The sequence below is a fragment of the Pedobacter yulinensis genome (assembly GCF_003029735.1).
GTDB lineage: Bacteria > Bacteroidota > Bacteroidia > Sphingobacteriales > Sphingobacteriaceae > Pedobacter > Pedobacter yulinensis.
The window spans coordinates 402,014-418,734 of the sequence record NZ_KZ686268.1 but is presented as its reverse complement, the minus strand read 5'-3'; the positions used below and the strand labels follow the sequence as shown (position 1 = coordinate 418,734).

Genomic DNA, 16,721 nt, shown 5'->3' with positions numbered 1-16,721 from the left:
CGCCATGATTATAACGATCCTGAAATCCAAGATTCACCGTGTGCGCGTAACGCAGGCCGAGCTCAATTATGTTGGCAGCATTACGATAGACGAGGACCTGATGGATGCGGCGAATATCATCGCAAATGAAAAGGTGCAGATCGTGAACAACAACAACGGCGCCCGGTTTGAAACGTATGTGATACGTGGGGAGCGCGGTACCGGTACAATCTGCCTTAACGGCGCCACAGCCCGGCTCGCACAGGTTGGCGATGTGCTGATCATCATGTCTTATGGCGCGCTTCCTATCGAAGAAGCGAAGAAGTACCAGCCCGTGCTGCTTTTTCCTGACGAACAAAATCACCTGCTTAAATAAGCGTGCAACACAGAGCGCTGGCCACCGGTAAGTACATTTTTTTATTTTTACTTGGCCTTGGCTTGCTGTTTCTGGCCTTCAGAGGACAGGACATGTCGGCCTTGTGGGCTGAAATAGCGCGGGCAGACCCGCTCTGGGTTACCGCATCTGCTGCCTGCGTGGTCGCTGCTAATGTCGTACGCGCCTGGCGATGGAACCTGCTATTCTCTTCCCTGAACTTCAGGGTTTCCCTGCGCAATGCCTTTACTGCGGTTATGGTTGGTTACCTTGCCAACCTGGCGCTCCCCCGGGTAGGCGAAATAACCCGCTGTACAGCAGTGAACCGGTCAAATAACATCCCGCTTTACGCGTCGCTGGGTACAGTTGTTACAGAAAGGCTGTTTGATGTGCTCGTGTTGTTCGTCACGCTCTGCGGTATGCTGGCTTTCCAGTACGCCGTTGTGGGCAATTTTATGAACGGATTGCTGAACCAGGTGCTTGACCGGCTGCAGACAGGTGGTTTTACCGTGCTGGTTATCTGTTGCTGCGCAGCTATTGCGGTAGCTGCATTCTGCTGGTGGTACCTGCGCAGAAAAAAAAGCCGGTCTATGCTGCGTATTATTGCCGGACTGAAACAGGGTCTTCGCTCCTTTGAGCTTTTGAAACAGAAAGCGGCCTTTGTAGGTTCCAGTATTCTTATCTGGTTGCTCTACTTTCTTTCTGTTTACCTGGCTCTGTTTTCCCTTCCGGCCACAGCTCACCTTGGCCCCCAGGCGGCCTATACGGCACTCGTTTTTTCGGGCCTTGCCATGGTAGCCCCGGTTCAGGGCGGCATAGGCGTTTATCATTGGATGGTCGGCCAGGCTCTCGCCTGTTACCTGGTTCCGTTTGCTGACGGACTTGCCTATGCCACCATCATTCATTCCTCGCAAATGATCTTCATTTTGGTTGTGGGTAGTCTGGCATTGGTTTGTAACCTTGTCTGCAAACCCGAAACCGGCAGGCCGGGGAGCGCAGCATAAAATAAATACTATGGCTGCATAGTAATTTCGGCCAAACTGTTATCTTTGGTATACCCAAATTCTTAGTACGAGTAAGTATGCATTTCGAGTTAAGTGAAGAACAGCGCATGATCAGGCAGGCCGCCCGCGATTTTGCCCAGCAGGAATTGAAGCCAGGTGTGATCGAGCGCGATGAACACCAGAAATTTCCGGCAGAACAGGTAAAACAGCTTGGTGAACTGGGATTTCTGGGCATGATGGTCGATCCGAAATACAACGGAAGCGGCCTGGATGCCATTTCTTATGTGCTGGTAATGGAAGAGTTGTCTAAGATTGACGCTTCAGCCTCGGTTGTAGTTTCAGTCAACAACTCGCTGGTGTGTTACGGACTCGAAGCTTTCGGTTCTGAGGCGCAAAAGGAAAAATACCTGAAACCGCTGGCGGCTGGCGAGCAGATCGGCGCATTTTGTTTGTCAGAGCCCGAAGCAGGCTCTGATGCCACTTCGCAGCGCACTACCGCAGAAGACAAGGGCGATTATTACCTGCTTAACGGAACAAAGAATTGGATCACGAATGGCAGCACAGCTTCTACTTATATTGTGATCGCACAAACGAATCCTGAACTCAGGCACAAGGGTATCAATGCCTTTATAGTCGAAAAAGGTACACCGGGCTTTACCGTCGGGCCAAAAGAGAACAAACTGGGCATCAGGGGGTCTGACACGCATTCGCTGATGTTTAACGATGTCAGGGTGCCTAAAGAGAACCGCATCGGCGAAGATGGCTTCGGATTCAGGTTTGCCATGAAAACGCTTGAAGGCGGACGCATCGGCATTGCTGCGCAGGCATTGGGTATTGCTGCCGGCGCATACGAATTGGCTGTCAGGTATGCCAAGGAACGTAAAGCATTCGGTAAGCCGATCTCCGAGCACCAGGCTATTGCATTTAAGCTGGCCGATATGGCCACGCAGATTGAGGCGGCCCGGATGCTCGTGTACAAGGCCGCATGGTTAAAGGACCAGGGGCTGCCCTATACCGAGGCCGGCTCAATGGCCAAGCTGTTTGCTTCTAAAGTTGCCATGGATGTGACTGTAGAGGCCGTGCAGGTGCATGGGGGTTACGGTTTTGTCAAAGAATACCATGTTGAGCGGCTCATGCGCGATGCCAAAATTACCCAGATTTACGAAGGAACCTCTGAAATACAGAAACTGGTTATTTCAAGGGAGGTTCTTAAATAATTCCCCGCCCTGCAGGATGATTCCCCGGTTGGTTAGTGTACGGTTCGCTCAATCTCTTGAAAGCAGGAGGGGAACACCGGCCTGCAGCCCGTTCATCAGGCGTGCAGGCCAGATGCAACTAGTCTTTAGAAGAGAAGGCGCCGAATATGGCTTTGATAATGGCTACAACGATGGCCAGAATGGCGGCGGCAAGAAACCCGCTGGTATTAAAGCCATCCATAATGCGGTCCACCAACAGGATCATCAGCACAGTGATGATAAAGGATACCAGTCCGAGGGTTAGAAAATTGATCGGGAAGGTGAGCACCCGGAGCAGCGTTCCGATGGTGGCATTCACCAGGGCGACCAGGATTGCGGCCAAAAGGGCCGTGCCATAACTGTCTACCTGTACTCCGGGAACCAGTTTTGCGCCAAGAAAAAAGGCGAGTCCCATGAGCAGGATTTCAATAATCGTTTTCATATGTTTATTTTTATCAAATGAGATATTTGGTTGTATGCGCGTTATTCGCCTTGTCTTGTGGCAAAACAAATAGCAAGCCAGTTTACCTGGGTTTTTCAGCAGACAGCAGCGGCATCGTGATCAAAAACATAGACCGAAACGGCTTATATCAGCTTCAGCGGGACACCCAGGCGCTCGATTCGATGGCCCTTATCGATGTGGTGGAAACTCCTGCCGCAGACGACAGCCTGACGATGGAAAAGACTGTCACCGGGCGCCTGCACCTCCGCGGCGACTCCCTGCTTTTTTTGCCAGACACACCTTTTACCCGGGGGAAGACTTACCTCGTGCAAACCTTTGTCAATTCCCGTTTCGCCGCTGGCGGTGATGTGCTCAGGGGCAAACTGCAACCGCGTGTTAAGCCGGTAGCAGTTACGCTGAGGCGCTGAAGTGGTCGCTGGTAAACAAACATTTGAAAAAAAAGAATCTTTTTGTACATTTGCAAAGTAATTGTGAATTCGAGAAGGGGACTATGTCCCCTTTTTCTATACAAAAAGGTGTAATGACAGCGGTAGAAAAGAGAGTAAAAGAGCTCGTCGAGGAAAAGATCGGCGACCGTCCGGAGTTGTTTCTTGTCGATATACGCATGCTTCCGAACAACAAACTGATTATTCAGGTAGATGGGGATGAAGGTATCGGCATACAGGAATGTGCGGCGATCAGCCGGCACGTAGGGTTTCATCTCGAAGAGGAGAACCTGATTGAAAAGGCGTATAACCTTGAAGTATCCTCGCCCGGCGTGGGAGAGCCCCTGAGGCTGACCAGGCAGTACCACAAGAACATTGGCCGGACAGTTTCCCTCAAGTTGACCGATGGCGTTAAGAAAGAAGGCGTGCTGAAAAGGATCGAAGGCGAGAACATCGTTATTGATGAATCAGTAAAAGAAAAAGGTAAAAAGGCGGTCACCGTGGAAACGGCTGTTCCGTTCCAGGAAATAACAGAATCAAAGATTTTAATTTCATTTAAGTAAAATGAGCAGCAGTATCAATTTAATTGACTCTTTCCAGGAGTTCAAAGATTTTAAAAACATCGACCGTCCGACGGTGATCAGTGTGTTGGAAGAAGTTTTTCGCAGCATGTTGCGAAAAAAGTACGGTACAGACGAAAACTGCGACGTAATCGTAAACCCGGATAATGGTGACCTTGAGATCTGGCGAACCAGAAAAGTAATGGAAGACGGGTTTTCAGAAGACGATGATCTGGAGATTGAATTGGCAGAGGTGAAAAAGTACGACGCTGACCTGGAAGTTGGCGACGACTACATTGAGCAGATTACACTGGAGAGCTTTGGCCGCCGGGCTATTCTGGCTGCACGCCAGACACTGGTTTCAAAAGTGCTCGAACTTGAAAAAGACGAAATCTTTAAAAAATACAAAGACCGCGAAGGTGAGATCGTTACCGGCGAGGTTTACCAGGTCTGGAAAAAAGAGACCCTTGTGCTAGACGATGAAGGCAACGAACTGCTGATGCCAAAGACCGAGCAGATCCCTGCAGATTATTTCAAAAAAGGCGATTCGGTACGCGCGGTGATCTCTAAAGTTGATATGGTAAACAGCAACCCGAAGATCATCATTTCGCGAACAGCACCAGAGTTTCTGCAGCGGTTGTTTGAAATGGAGGTTCCTGAGATTTTCGACGGACTGATCACCATCAAAAAAATCGTTCGTGAGCCTGGTGAGCGCGCCAAGGTGGCGGTAGAGTCTTACGATGACCGCATTGACCCGGTTGGCGCCTGCGTTGGTATGAAAGGTTCAAGGATTCATGGCATTGTGCGTGAGTTGAAGAATGAAAACATAGATGTTATCAACTTTACAAACAATGTTTCGTTGTACATTCAGCGTGCGCTCAGCCCGGCCAAGATTACGTCGATCAAACTTGATGATGAGACAAAACACGCATCTGTTTATCTGAAGCCGGACCAGGTTTCCCTGGCCATTGGCCGCGGCGGTCACAATATCAAATTGGCAGGCAAATTGACGGGCTATGAAATCGACGTATACCGTGAGGCTGGCGAGGAAGATGAAGATGTGGACATCGAGGAATTTGCAGACGAGATTGACGGGTGGATTATTGATGAACTGAAGGCCATCGGATGTGACACTGCGAAGAGTGTACTGGCGCTTTCTGTGGAAGATTTGGTGAAGAGAACCGACCTCGAAGAGGAGACCATAAAAGAAGTAATTCAGATTCTGCAATCAGAGTTTGAGTAATGTTGAGGCGACTATCCGATTTTTCAAAACTTCGTTAGTCTGCCAATAAAACATTACTTTTGTATGTAATTAGAAAAAAAGGAGATAAATGTCAGACGACAAGCCTATAATTTTATTTAAAGCAGTTAAAGAACTAAACATTGGTATCGCTACTGCCGTGGATTTTTTGGCGCATAAAGGTTATTCCATAGAGAACAAACCAACGACCAAACTATCCAGGGAGATGTATGATGCTTTGTTGAAAGAGTATCAGGGAGACAAAATAGTTAGAGAAGAAGCGAAGCAAATAGTTATTGGCAAAATTCGTCGTGACGAGCCGGAGGCAGCCGAGAGGCAGCCAGAGCCGCCGAGAAGAAACAGGGACGATGACCAGGGCGAAATCCTGATCAAAAATGTGCACAGTTTCAATCAGCCCAGCACACCGGCAGAAACTCCCAAACCCACAGCACCGGCCGAAAGCCCTGAGACAGGCTTGCCTGGGGTTAAAGTCGTAGGAAAGATCGATCTGAATGATCTGAACCCTAAAAACCGCGTTGCTAAAAAAGAGGAGCCTGCAGAAACTGCGCCTGCGCCGGTCAAAGAACAGGAGCAGCCAAAACCGGAACCTCCGGTAGCAGTGACACCTGCGCCTGCGCCTGCACCACAGCCTGTGGTAGCAAAAGAAGAGCCTAAGGAAGAAGTCAAGAAGCCTGAACCAGCGGTTACGCCTGCTCCTGAGCCTGCAAAGGCTGCCGAACCAGATGTGATCAAAGCCCGTTCAGTAAGGCTTTCGGGTCCGAATATCGTAGGTAAGATTACCTTGCCGACCACCCCAGACCGCCGCAATCCTGTTGCCTCTTCAAATGAGAGCGCAGATGCGAAGCGCAAACGCAAACGCAAAAAGACACCTGGAGCACCGGGTCAGGGTGGGCAGCCCGGCCAAGGTCAGCCGCAGGGTGCCGGACAGCGTCCGGGTCCAGGCAACAACCGTCCAGGACAAGGAAACAACCGTCCGGGACAGGGTCAGCGCAATGACTTCAGGAACCGCAATGCGGCTCCCGGAGCACCAAAAGAAGAACCTACAGAAAAGGAAATACAAGACCAGATCAAAGCTACGCTGGCCCGCCTGAGCGGTGCCGGTAAGTCGGGCAAGTTTGCACAGCGTGCAAAATTGCGCCGTCAGAAACGTGATGATGTGGCGCTCTCGGCCGAAGAAGCGGCAATGGAGCAGGAACTGCAATCGAAAGTATTGCGGGTAACTGAATTCGTAACGGCGAACGAACTGGCGAGCATGATGGATGTCCCGGTGACAAAGATCATCGCTACCTGTATGAGCCTGGGCATGTTTGTGTCGATTAACCAGCGTCTCGATGCCGAAACGCTGACGATCGTAGCCGATGAGTTTGGTTACGAGATTCAGTTTGTGAAACCGGAAGATGAGGAAGAAAGCATCATCGAGGAGGAGGATTCAGACGAAGCGCTGGAACCAAGAGCACCGGTTGTAACCATTATGGGTCACGTTGACCACGGTAAAACCTCGTTGCTTGATTACATCCGTAAAGCGAATGTTGTAGCCGGTGAGGCCGGTGGTATCACCCAGCACATTGGTGCTTACCAGGTAACAACCACCTCGGGCAAAAAGGTTACTTTCCTGGATACACCTGGTCACGAAGCTTTTACAGCGATGCGTGCCCGTGGTGCCAAGGCAGCCGATATTGCCATCATCGTTATTGCAGCAGATGATGCGGTGATGCCGCAAACCCGCGAGGCGATAAACCACGCACAGGCTGCAGGCGTTCCTTTGGTCTTTGCCTTTACAAAAGTTGACAAACCGGGAGCCAACTCTGACAAGATCAGGGAGCAGCTCTCAGTCATGAATATCCTGGTTGAAGATTGGGGCGGTAAATTCCAGTCGCAGGAAATATCGAGCAAAAGTGGTCTGAATGTAGACCTGTTGCTTGACAAAGTATTGCTTGAAGCCGAATTGCTTGAGCTGAAAGCCAATCCGAACAAACGTGCCGTAGGTACGGTGATTGAGGCGGCGCTTGACAAAGGCCGCGGTATTGTAACGACGGTGCTGGTACAGGCAGGTACGCTCCATGTAGGCGATCCGATCCTTGCCGGCAGCTACAGCGGACGCGTAAAAGCTTTGTTTAATGAGCGCGGGCAGAAGGTAGACAAAGCCGGTCCGTCTATCCCGGTACAGGTTCTTGGCATGCAGGGCGCGCCAACAGCCGGCGACCGCTTCAATGCACTCGAATCGGAGAGCGAAGCACGTGATATTGCAAACAAACGGATGCAGCTTCAGCGCGAGCAGGGACTGCGCACGCAGAAACACATTACGCTTGATGAGATCGGCCGTCGTTTGGCAATCGGCAACTTCAAGGAACTGAACATCATTGTTAAAGGTGACGTGGATGGTTCAATTGAAGCCCTTTCAGACTCCCTGCTGAAACTCTCTACCGAAGAAATTCAGGTGAACATTATCAGCAAAGGCGTTGGGCAGATCTCTGAATCAGATGTATTGCTGGCTTCAGCTTCTGACGCAATCATCATCGGTTTCCAGGTCCGCCCGTCAACGAGCGCAAGGAAACTTGCCGAAGCAGAGCAGATCGATATCCGTTTGTATTCGATCATCTACGACGCGATCAACGAGATCAAATCAGCGATGGAAGGCATGCTCGCACCTGAGTTCGAAGAGAAGATCACGGCGAATGTTGAGATCAGGGAAACCTTCAAGATTTCTAAAGTTGGCACGATTGCAGGCTGTATGGTTCTCGACGGTAAGATCACCAGGAATAGTAAAATTCGGATCGTGCGTGATGGTGTAGTTGTTTACACCGGCGAACTGGCTTCGTTAAAACGTTATAAAGACGATGTGAAAGAGGTTGCTCAAGGCTACGAGTGTGGTCTGAACATCCAGAATTTCAACAACATCGAAGTAGGCGACATCGTGGAAGCTTACGAACAGGTAGAAGTAAAAAGAAGGTTGTAATCAGCCTTTTATTTAAAATAGAAAAGCGGCGATAAGCCGCTTTTCTATTTTTTGGAGGTGGTGCTAGCATAAAGCATTTCAGCCTTTCAACTGAATGAAATGAACGGGTATCTTGTTTTGCCAGCTCAACACATCTGATTATTTTTGTTCCAATCAATCTCTAATTATGCACTCTCCTCGCTTTCGCGGAGTTTATACTCCGCTTTTCCGCAGGCTCGGTTTACTCTCATCAATCCTCACTTATCTATCATCAATTACACGTTTGCAGGACCTCTATACTGGAATCCACGCAAGTGTAGCATCAGTTCGCGGCTGCGGAAAGAGCGTACAATAAATTTCGCTTGACTTAATAACAGCAGCTAATAAACCATACCCGGTTGTAACCCCCTAAATCAATTATATGAAACGTAATCCTTATTACCTGGCGATGCTCCTGCTCGTCTTAATTGGATGTAACAAATCCGACCTACGTCCCCTCGAATCTGTACACGGGTCAAAACAACCGATGGCCACACCGACAACTTCGCGCGACCAGCTTTGGGACGTGTTAGGTTTCGGTTATAATGTGACAGAAATGTATGGAAGTAATGACTCTCACAAGGCTAAAATTATTGATGTTGAACGCCTCAAAACTGACTATCCAACCCGCGTAGGTGTGGACCAGTCATCCAGTCAATACCTGTATTATCAGGTTGGGGAAAATGCGCGAACCTGGTCGGAAAAAATGGTAAATACCTTCGGCGGCGGGCTTGATATCAAGGTTCTGGGTCTAAAGCTGTTTAAGTCCACCATAACTTCGACATTTACCAACACTGATGCATTCTCGTCGAAATACCAGTATGGAACACTCAATCTGGTTATTAAACAAAAGCGACTGAATTTTGTCGCGGATGCAAGTTTTCTTCAGAATTACCTCGATCCCAATTTTGCTTACAACATTCAAAATTTAGCCCCTGCTCAGATTGTTCAGTTTTACGGAACTCACGTGCTGACGGATGTCATCTTGGGTGGCAAACTGGAATTTAAATACCAAGGCCAGAGTTCCAGTTCTACAAGAGAACGCGCAGCAACCGCAGCATTGGCAGCAGGGATAGAAGGAATCTTCAACGTGAACACCGGGATCAATTACAACTTTAACGATGTAAATACCACTTTCGACAATTCGCTTTCCTATAAAGCTTATGGGGGAGATAACACGGTCTCTCTGCTTGGCACAATTCCGCTTGGAAATTCTTTGCCGGTAATAAATGTAGCTCCGTGGCAGGCTACAGTTACCCCAGCCAATTCGCAAATGATTGATATCGGCACAGATGGGTTATTGCCCATTTACCTGCTTGTTGCTGACCCGGTAAGACGTGAGGCTTTGAGAAATTATATCTTACAGTATTATGCCGATAATGAAGTTCAGATAACCGAAGTTCCAGTGCCGGTTTATGAGTATTACAATGCTCAGACAGGCAAGCACGCTTATAGTCTCGAGGCACCGCAGGCGTTCCAATCGAAATATGCGCCTTATCAGTACAACGCCCAGAGATTTAAAGCATATGCCGTACAAGTGCCAGGAACCGTGCCTGTCTATCAGTTCTATAATAGGAATCTGGACGATAGGGCTTTAACAACAAACCCCTCGCCGGGTTGGGCTGGGTACAGCTACGATGGCGTAAATTTCTACGCCAGCCCGTCTCAGGTGGCCGGCACGATTCCTGTGTATGAATTTTATCATTCTGGCGTATACAACCATAACTATTCAAATCATCCTACAGAAACCCTCAATTGGCCTGGTTGGCAATCTGCGGGCACTCCTTTCTATGCTTATCCAAATTAACTGTCGGTTATGTAAGAAGTCCACATGTTCGAAGCAGATGTTGATGGCCAAAAAACCGGAGCATGTAACCCGCACGAAAAATTAGAGATTTCCAATCATTACCAGGAAAAGCGGCATAGCCGCTTTTCCTCTTTAATCAGATCTGCTGTACTGAAATCGTATTGATTTGCAATATGCTGCCCACACCAACCAGGTACTCGGAATATTTATAATGTTTGAATAAACCGGCTTTTTGTCGATCTTAGCCATTACGGTGGAAAAAGAGGGTATCACGAAAAATTTGAAAACAGCAAATTTCCCATTTGTTGATAGCATCCGCTGTCTAGCGATGATGGGGATTGTCTTTGAACATTGTACCTATGCGGGAACTTATCTTTTTGACACGTTTACGCCACGTCTTGCTACCTATGTATCGCTTATCCAGTTTCCCAAGTTCGGCACTGTAGCTTTTTTTATGCTTGCTGGATTTCTTCTCGGAGAGAAATTTTTCACCTATACACCCTGGGAATACTTCAGACGAAGGTTGCAGACGACAATCAAGCCCTGGTTGTTCTGGTCGCTTTTGTTTGTAGGCGCCATGTTCTTGAAGACCTGGATTATTGAACACAAGTCTGCTGGTTTTTCCCTCGGCGAAACCCTCGCCCAGACAGTACAAAGGGTTTACCTCTTTACGAATTACTGGTTCATCATCAATTTCCTGGTGTGCATCGGCACATTGCTGCTTTTTCGCCGTTTTTTATACTCGTGGTGGCTCGGCCTGGTCCTGCTGCTTGTGACCCTCGTTTATGCGTTTAACATCCACTTGCTCTGGTTCTTCCCTGTACATACGACAGCAATCTTTGGATTTGTATTTTTTCTCTGGCTGGGCGCCTGCCTGCACCGGAACTGGGAACAGGTGTCAATACTGTTAGACAGGGTTCCACACCTCGTTTTTGTCCTGCTTTTTGCTGGAACCTTTTATCTGTCTGTCTATGAGATCCAGGTACTGTATGCGCAGCAAGTCGAAGATCCGTTCAATACGCTTCGTCTGAGCAACCTTCTTTATTCGCTTTGCGCCGTCTTCTGGCTATTAAAGATCAGGTCGATTCCGTTTACCCGGTTCTTCCAGCCCAGAGATACCACTTTTGGTATATACCTGATCCATTACATTCTGGTCTATAATTTTCTTCCTGAGCTGCTCAGGCCGCTGGGTCTGTTAAATGTACAGGACCTGTCGCTTATCGAAATTATCCTAAGTTCTGTCGGGAAATTTGTGGTGGTCTATCTAACTACGTTTGCGCTTGTAAAATTGATAGCCAGGAGCCCATTAAGGGGATTAATCGGCAGATAGTCGCTGGCACGAACTGGACGTTACTGCTACCGCGTCTGCGACTCCATGACAAGAAGCAATTCCTGTAACTTATCGGTATCAATCGTGAGGTTACAGCCTTCGCCACCTTCAAGCACCAGGTCATCGCGATCAGGAGTTCCGAAAAGATAAAAGTACCTATGACCAATCGATGCCGCTAAATGCCAGTAACATTGATTGTGATAAATTTTGTCTCTCCTGAACTCGAGAACGCAGCCATTGGGTCGCATAAACAAAGAATTGACCAGGCCTGCGCCGTGCATGGATACAATGCTGTCTGCAGATGCAGTAAGCCTGACTTGCTCTTCCCAGTTCAGGTCCTCGTATGAAATAACCTCATAACCCATCTCCCGAACGGCCTGCTGGACTGCCACTTCATTCAGCACACGTCTGTACCGGGCTTTTTCCCTGCTTATATATAACTTTCTGCCCAGACCTTCGCTGATATCTAGTTTCGTCACAATAAGTTCCCGCATCTGTTGCATGATCCGGTCGTTGATGTAGCCAGTTAAACAAACGTGTGTAGCGACCGAGAGGTTGTTAGCCTGTACAAGTTCGTCTTCAACTATAAATTCAATGGCTGCAGGTTCCAAGCCGAAGAACTGGAGTGTCTGCAAACCCGTATTTCTGACATAGGCTGTATCGGGCAAAAGCAGGATAAAGTCCGGCAAGCGATCACGAATAACGAAAAGGCGCGGTAGAAAATCACAAAACCAGTGGTAGTGCTCTGAAGTCCATTCATCGAATGCCAGCAAATACTTTCCTTTCGGCAGTTTGCGCTTTCGCTTGAATAGCACCTTTTTTACGTAATGCTTCTTACCAAAAAGATGTGTGTACCGGCGTTCATCCAGGAGGGAGATCTTGTTCATTTCAAACCGGCCCCGTTCATAAACAAACCCTTTTTTGTTGACTACACAATGTCTCAAACTAACCAGGTCGACATCGTAAGTTTCGTAGGCAAATTCCTTTCGGCAAAAGTCCAGGTCGCCGGGCCTGTAATTGGCGGGCATGCTTCGCGTAATTGTATAACGGTCTAAAATATGCTCCATGGATAGGTTTCTAGGGCTGTTAAGTTAAGGTTCGGTAAATGTCAAGGGTTTTGCTGATGCAGCGTTCAATTGGGAACGCGGTCAGCCGCTGCGTACCGGCTAAGCGCAGCGAATTCCGAAGCGCGTCGTCGTTAACCATTCTTTGTAGTTCGTTCTCTAATGAATGGGGTAATTCATCATCAAAATATAAAGCGGCACCTGCCCCTATTTCCTGAAAACAACTGTGGTTGTTCAGAAGCACCGGGCAGTTGTTTTTGTAGGCCTCAAGAATAGGCAGCCCGAACCCCTCATATTTAGAAGGATAAACAAAACAGATCGCCCGCTTATATAGGGTGTTCAGCTGGGGATCAGTAGCGTTTAAGTGCAATGTTTTGGCTAAAATGTGATGCCGCCTCAAAAATTCGGTCTCACCAAAACTCAGTGGCCCGCCGCCGGCAAGCACCAGATGTAGCTCTGGATCAGTTTTGCTTAACTCGGAGAAGGCATGCGCAAGAAGGTAAAAGTTTTTATAACTCCACCTGCCGCCTACAAATAAGATGTATTTTCCGGGCAGCTGGTTCACAGAAGCATATTGGAGGCTTGAAGAATCGATCCCGTGATAAACGACTTCGATTTTATGCTCGGGTACGTCGCTATACTTCAGGATATCTGACTTGGTGTAGCCGGAAATAGCAATGATCTTATCAGCCTTTTCCATGACGAGCCGCTTGTGATAAGGCGTTGGGTCGCTCGACGGGAAGAGGTGCGGCAAAGCTTCGTAGGTCATATCATGCACCGTAAGCACAAATGGCTTTTTAAGGTATTTTAAAAAATAGGGATCGTAGTAAGTAGGGTGGAATACCGAGAACCGGTTTTGACGCAGCAAGTATTTCACGTAAGACTTGTTGCGTTTTAGCAATCTCGCCTGGCTGCCAAATAAGGGGTCAAAAATTCGAGATTGCAGCAACTGCGGCTCGTCTTGTATGTAAAAATTATCTGATCGAGCCACCCCCAGTTTATAGCTTGCATCGTCAGTTCGTTGAATACCGCCCATGAGGTGTTTGAAGTACCGCGAGATACCACCATAGCGCTGTTCTGCAAAAATTTGGTGATCAAATAAAACTTCCAGCATACTAACTTTGGCGTCTGAATCTTGGGAGAAACAAAAGAATGAAATTCATGAAGGCTTTCAGGACTTTATAACTGAAGGGATATGTTTTTATATACAAAAACTGCTCTAACTTCTTGAATTTTAACGTCTGCAGATAACTGTAGTTACTTGCAAAACTTTGGAAATGCCTTTCAAAAACCGCGTCCCTTTCGGCATTCATCGTCGGGTAATTTTCCTGATCTGAAGAAATGCCATTCACGTCGTAAATGGTAATCAACCATGCTAAGTGCCTGTAAGATGCCTGGTGTTTACAGATCGCGACCGAAAAAAATTCCCAATCAGAAACAATGCGATAGGATTCATTATAAAAAGAAATGCGGTCAAACAACGATCTCGCAATAAAGGTAGCCTGGTGCGACAGGTTCTGCACATAAAAAAAATCGAAATCCAATCGGTCAGGGTAAATCCGTGTTTCGGGTTGGCCGTGATGGTCATAAAGCGCATCTCCATAATAAATATCCAGTCCTTCAGACATCTCCGCCACTGCTTTTTCCACGACATCCGGGCGGTGGAAGACATCGCCGCTGTTCAGGAACAGGAGGTACTTTCCATGACTTGCCCTGATACCTTTGTTCATGGCCTGGTAAATGCCGGCATCCTGTTCGCTTACCCAGTAATGTGGCTGCGGGTCAGACTGCGGGATCGCCTCGGCGCTGCCATCTGTACTGCCCCCGTCAATGACAATATATTCCAGGTTTGCATAGGTCTGTTCTTGCACGCTGGCCATGGTGCGGCGTAGCCCCTCGCAATTGTTATAGTTTACAGTGATAACAGATATCTTCAGGTTATTCATGTTCCGGAGATGATACAGGATTAAGTATAGCCCTCAGCTGCGACTTCACAACCGCAGGCGTAAACGGGCGCATGGCACCGATCGCGTTGTCATGTATGCGCTGCCATAGGGCTTCAGAGCGGTACAGTTCAAGGATGCGTTCTGCGAACTCTTGCGCGTCGTTTGCAACAAGCACCTGCTGCTCTGCTTCCAGGTTCATCCCTTCTACACCGATACTTGTAGATACAATCGGGAGCGCATATTCCAGACTCTGGCCGATTTTACCTTTCATTCCCGCCCCATACCTGAGTGGCGCCACAAATACGCGGCTTTGCTGAAAATACGCAGAAATGTCTGCAATATAACCCGGAACGACAACTCTTGCTTCTGCCAGGCTGCGAATCTCGGCCGTAGGATTATTGCCCAGCAGGGTGAGCGTTACATCAGGTTCAGACCGCCACACAAGCGGCATGATTTCTTTAACAAGCCATTTTGCCGCGTCTCTATTCGGGGTATGGTCATAACTGCCAATGAAAAGCAGTCCGGCGCGTTGTTGAAACGGAAGCCCATTCTCATGACGAACCAGGTGGATGTTCGGAATAACCGTGGTATTGCTGATGCCCTGTTGTTGCAACACCTGTTGTTCGGTAGCAGTGATGCAAACCGTCACGTCGGCTGCCCTGGCCAGCTTCAATTCCAATTCTTTATATTTATCAGCCTGCTTTAGCACTTTCGCATTCTGATGCAGAACGCCTTCACGTTCCATGCGTACATAATGCAGATCTACTGTATCGTAGATCCACTGAAGTTCGGGCCTTCCATTCCTCACAAAAGAGAAGCGGCGATTGAGTTCCGGCCGGCAGGCCCACACCCAGGCTGCCGCCTTGCAGGCCGCTTTAACCTGCGCATAGAAATGCCTTTTACCGCGGTACCGAAGCAGCACCTCTATTCCGGCATCACACAACATTTTATAGTATGGAGCTTCAGGTTGCCCGTTTCCGGGAACAAAGACAATTTTTAACTGAAGTTCCTGCATCATATTCAGCAACTGCCAGACCCTGTAAGATCCTGACTCGCGGTCGAAGCGTGGAAGATAAGAATCGATAAAAACCAGTTTTCGGCCCGGCATATGCCGCTCAGCCGCCAGGCGCACATCTTTACCTGAGGTTGGGTAGCCAGCAAGTTCAGCCGACCATTTGTTTAAAAAGCGCTTTTTATTGATTTCCTGGAAGGATTTAACATTGCCCTTTTTGGAAACTTTACCAGAACTGATGCCCTCGAAATGGACCAGACAAGAATCTGGCTGGTAAATGACCTTTTTGCCTAATACATGTTGTACGGCCAGGCAAAAATCAGTGTCTTCATAGTAAGCGGGGGTGTAGCTGGTATCAAGGCCGCCCAGTTTTTCATAATCTGACCGGCGAAACAGCAGGCTGGCGCCAGATATGTAGTCGACCGGTCGCCTGAAATTGTATTTCGACACCCTGTAATCGTCATGACGACCGTAGTTCACACTGCGCCCATTGTTGAACAGTACACAGCCGGCCTCCTGCAAAAGACCGTAAGGGTAGATGAGCTTCGATCCCGCCGCTCCCGCGGTTTCATCGTTTTCCAGGGCACCCACTAAGTTTTCGAGCCAGCCCGGCTGAACGAGCGTGTCATTGTTTAAGAGCGCAATATAGAATCCGCGCGATTGAGCGATACCCCGCCTGCAGCTCTGTATAAAACCTGAATTTTCATCGTTTCTGATGTAGCGGATCCCAGCAATCTGCTGCAGCTGTGCAGCTGTATCGTCGGTTGAGCAATCATCGACAACGATGATTTCGGCCGCTATACCGGCCGGCAGGTGCAGTCGAAGCGACCTCAGGCAGTTCAGCGTGAAATAGACCTGGTTAAACACCGGAATGACGATAGATACCTTTACATCGGCTTCCGTCTCAAATGACAGCTCAGAAAGCGGAATCCGCTCCTCATAGAACCCGGGTCTGAATGCCGGCTCTATAAAGTATCGCAGTCCGCAGAAGGTCGCCGCAGTTGTCTGGATACGGTCAGACCAGGATGGCCTGCCCCGGTTTTTTAGGGCATTTACCGGTTCCCGCCAGGCCTCCGCATAGGGCCTGTATAGCGACCGGTTGAATCTGAAGAAGTTCAGGCAAACCAGCAGCAGGCGCAGCAGGTAAAAGACATAAAATTTCGGATGCAGGAAATACCACGAGCCCGCTCCGGCCTCCAGTTTGCGGTAATATTTCCTGCTAACCGTCAGGCAAACCCGGTCATTATTCCGGTCAATCCATCTTGTAATTTTATTTTTGCTCATAGCG

At 48.5% G+C, this 16,721-nt stretch carries 14 protein-coding genes; 9 read left to right on the top strand and 5 right to left on the bottom strand.

What is annotated here, in order from left to right; translation table 11 throughout:
* Nucleotides 1-4: 4 nt before the first annotated feature.
* From panD to C7T94_RS01825, 3 genes are all read left to right on the top strand, one after another.
* Nucleotides 5-355, top strand: coding sequence for an aspartate 1-decarboxylase (gene panD, locus C7T94_RS01835; RefSeq protein WP_107213093.1), 351 nt, complete (start codon nt 5-7; stop codon nt 353-355).
* Between the two features lie 2 nt (nt 356-357).
* Nucleotides 358-1,356 (top strand): lysylphosphatidylglycerol synthase transmembrane domain-containing protein, encoded by a 999-nt coding sequence (locus C7T94_RS01830; RefSeq protein ID WP_162618513.1) that lies wholly within the window; start codon nt 358-360, stop codon nt 1,354-1,356.
* 77 nt (nt 1,357-1,433) lie between these two features.
* Nucleotides 1,434-2,573 (top strand): acyl-CoA dehydrogenase, encoded by a 1,140-nt coding sequence (locus C7T94_RS01825; protein WP_107213089.1) that lies wholly within the window; start codon nt 1,434-1,436, stop codon nt 2,571-2,573.
* A 118-nt stretch (nt 2,574-2,691) separates the two neighbouring features.
* Here C7T94_RS01825 and C7T94_RS01820 read toward each other — a convergent pair whose 3' ends face one another.
* On the bottom strand, nt 2,692-3,033 hold the full coding sequence (locus tag C7T94_RS01820) for a phage holin family protein (RefSeq protein ID WP_107213087.1): 342 nt from the start codon (nt 3,031-3,033) through the stop codon (nt 2,692-2,694).
* A 17-nt stretch (nt 3,034-3,050) separates the two neighbouring features.
* Between C7T94_RS01820 and C7T94_RS01815 the strand changes: the two genes are divergently transcribed.
* From C7T94_RS01815 to C7T94_RS01790, 6 genes are all read left to right on the top strand, one after another.
* Nucleotides 3,051-3,461, top strand: coding sequence for a hypothetical protein (locus C7T94_RS01815; RefSeq protein ID WP_107213085.1), 411 nt, complete (start codon nt 3,051-3,053; stop codon nt 3,459-3,461).
* A 113-nt stretch (nt 3,462-3,574) separates the two neighbouring features.
* Entirely contained in the window at nt 3,575-4,042 is a 468-nt protein-coding gene (rimP, locus tag C7T94_RS01810; RefSeq protein WP_107213083.1) for a ribosome assembly cofactor RimP, read from the top strand.
* Nucleotide 4,043: 1 nt separating this feature from the next.
* Nucleotides 4,044-5,282, top strand: coding sequence for a transcription termination factor NusA (gene nusA / locus C7T94_RS01805; protein WP_107213081.1), 1,239 nt, complete (start codon nt 4,044-4,046; stop codon nt 5,280-5,282).
* An 88-nt stretch (nt 5,283-5,370) separates the two neighbouring features.
* Entirely contained in the window at nt 5,371-8,256 is a 2,886-nt protein-coding gene (infB, locus tag C7T94_RS01800) for a translation initiation factor IF-2 (protein WP_107213079.1), read from the top strand.
* 400 nt (nt 8,257-8,656) lie between these two features.
* Entirely contained in the window at nt 8,657-10,081 is a 1,425-nt protein-coding gene (locus C7T94_RS01795) for an MAC/perforin domain-containing protein (protein WP_107213077.1), read from the top strand.
* 253 nt (nt 10,082-10,334) lie between these two features.
* On the top strand, nt 10,335-11,411 hold the full coding sequence (locus tag C7T94_RS01790; protein WP_262503095.1) for an acyltransferase family protein: 1,077 nt from the start codon (nt 10,335-10,337) through the stop codon (nt 11,409-11,411).
* 26 nt (nt 11,412-11,437) lie between these two features.
* Here C7T94_RS01790 and C7T94_RS01785 read toward each other — a convergent pair whose 3' ends face one another.
* The 4 genes from C7T94_RS01785 to C7T94_RS01770 are packed head-to-tail and all read right to left on the bottom strand — an operon-like array spanning nt 11,438 to nt 16,717.
* The gene (locus tag C7T94_RS01785) at nt 11,438-12,478 is read right to left on the bottom strand and encodes a glycosyltransferase family 61 protein (protein ID WP_107213074.1); all 1,041 of its coding nucleotides are present in this window, start codon (nt 12,476-12,478) and stop codon (nt 11,438-11,440) included.
* Between the two features lie 19 nt (nt 12,479-12,497).
* Complete coding sequence (locus tag C7T94_RS01780) at nt 12,498-13,589, bottom strand: glycosyltransferase family 4 protein (RefSeq protein WP_107213072.1); 1,092 nt, start codon at nt 13,587-13,589, stop codon at nt 12,498-12,500.
* A 1-nt stretch (nt 13,590) separates the two neighbouring features.
* Entirely contained in the window at nt 13,591-14,421 is an 831-nt protein-coding gene (locus C7T94_RS01775; protein WP_107213070.1) for a glycosyltransferase family 2 protein, read from the bottom strand.
* On the bottom strand, nt 14,414-16,717 hold the full coding sequence (locus C7T94_RS01770) for a glycosyltransferase (RefSeq protein ID WP_107213068.1): 2,304 nt from the start codon (nt 16,715-16,717) through the stop codon (nt 14,414-14,416). The genes C7T94_RS01775 and C7T94_RS01770 overlap by 8 nt, the downstream gene beginning before the upstream one ends.
* Nucleotides 16,718-16,721 lie beyond the last annotated feature (4 nt).

What these genes read in the sequence shown, in the direction of transcription:
- C7T94_RS01780 (WP_107213072.1), bottom strand. Translation starts at nt 13,589, where the DNA reads ATGCTGGAAGTTTTATTTGATCACCAAATTTTTGCAGAACAGCGCTAT.
- rimP (WP_107213083.1), top strand. Translation starts at nt 3,575, where the DNA reads ATGACAGCGGTAGAAAAGAGAGTAAAAGAGCTCGTCGAGGAAAAGATC.
- nusA (WP_107213081.1), top strand. Translation starts at nt 4,044, where the DNA reads ATGAGCAGCAGTATCAATTTAATTGACTCTTTCCAGGAGTTCAAAGAT.
- C7T94_RS01770 (WP_107213068.1), bottom strand. Translation starts at nt 16,717, where the DNA reads ATGAGCAAAAATAAAATTACAAGATGGATTGACCGGAATAATGACCGG.
- C7T94_RS01825 (WP_107213089.1), top strand. Translation starts at nt 1,434, where the DNA reads ATGCATTTCGAGTTAAGTGAAGAACAGCGCATGATCAGGCAGGCCGCC.
- C7T94_RS01795 (WP_107213077.1), top strand. Translation starts at nt 8,657, where the DNA reads ATGAAACGTAATCCTTATTACCTGGCGATGCTCCTGCTCGTCTTAATT.
- C7T94_RS01785 (WP_107213074.1), bottom strand. Translation starts at nt 12,478, where the DNA reads ATGGAGCATATTTTAGACCGTTATACAATTACGCGAAGCATGCCCGCC.
- C7T94_RS01815 (WP_107213085.1), top strand. Translation starts at nt 3,051, where the DNA reads ATGAGATATTTGGTTGTATGCGCGTTATTCGCCTTGTCTTGTGGCAAA.
- C7T94_RS01775 (WP_107213070.1), bottom strand. Translation starts at nt 14,421, where the DNA reads ATGAATAACCTGAAGATATCTGTTATCACTGTAAACTATAACAATTGC.
- panD (WP_107213093.1), top strand. Translation starts at nt 5, where the DNA reads ATGATTATAACGATCCTGAAATCCAAGATTCACCGTGTGCGCGTAACG.
- infB (WP_107213079.1), top strand. Translation starts at nt 5,371, where the DNA reads ATGTCAGACGACAAGCCTATAATTTTATTTAAAGCAGTTAAAGAACTA.
- C7T94_RS01820 (WP_107213087.1), bottom strand. Translation starts at nt 3,033, where the DNA reads ATGAAAACGATTATTGAAATCCTGCTCATGGGACTCGCCTTTTTTCTT.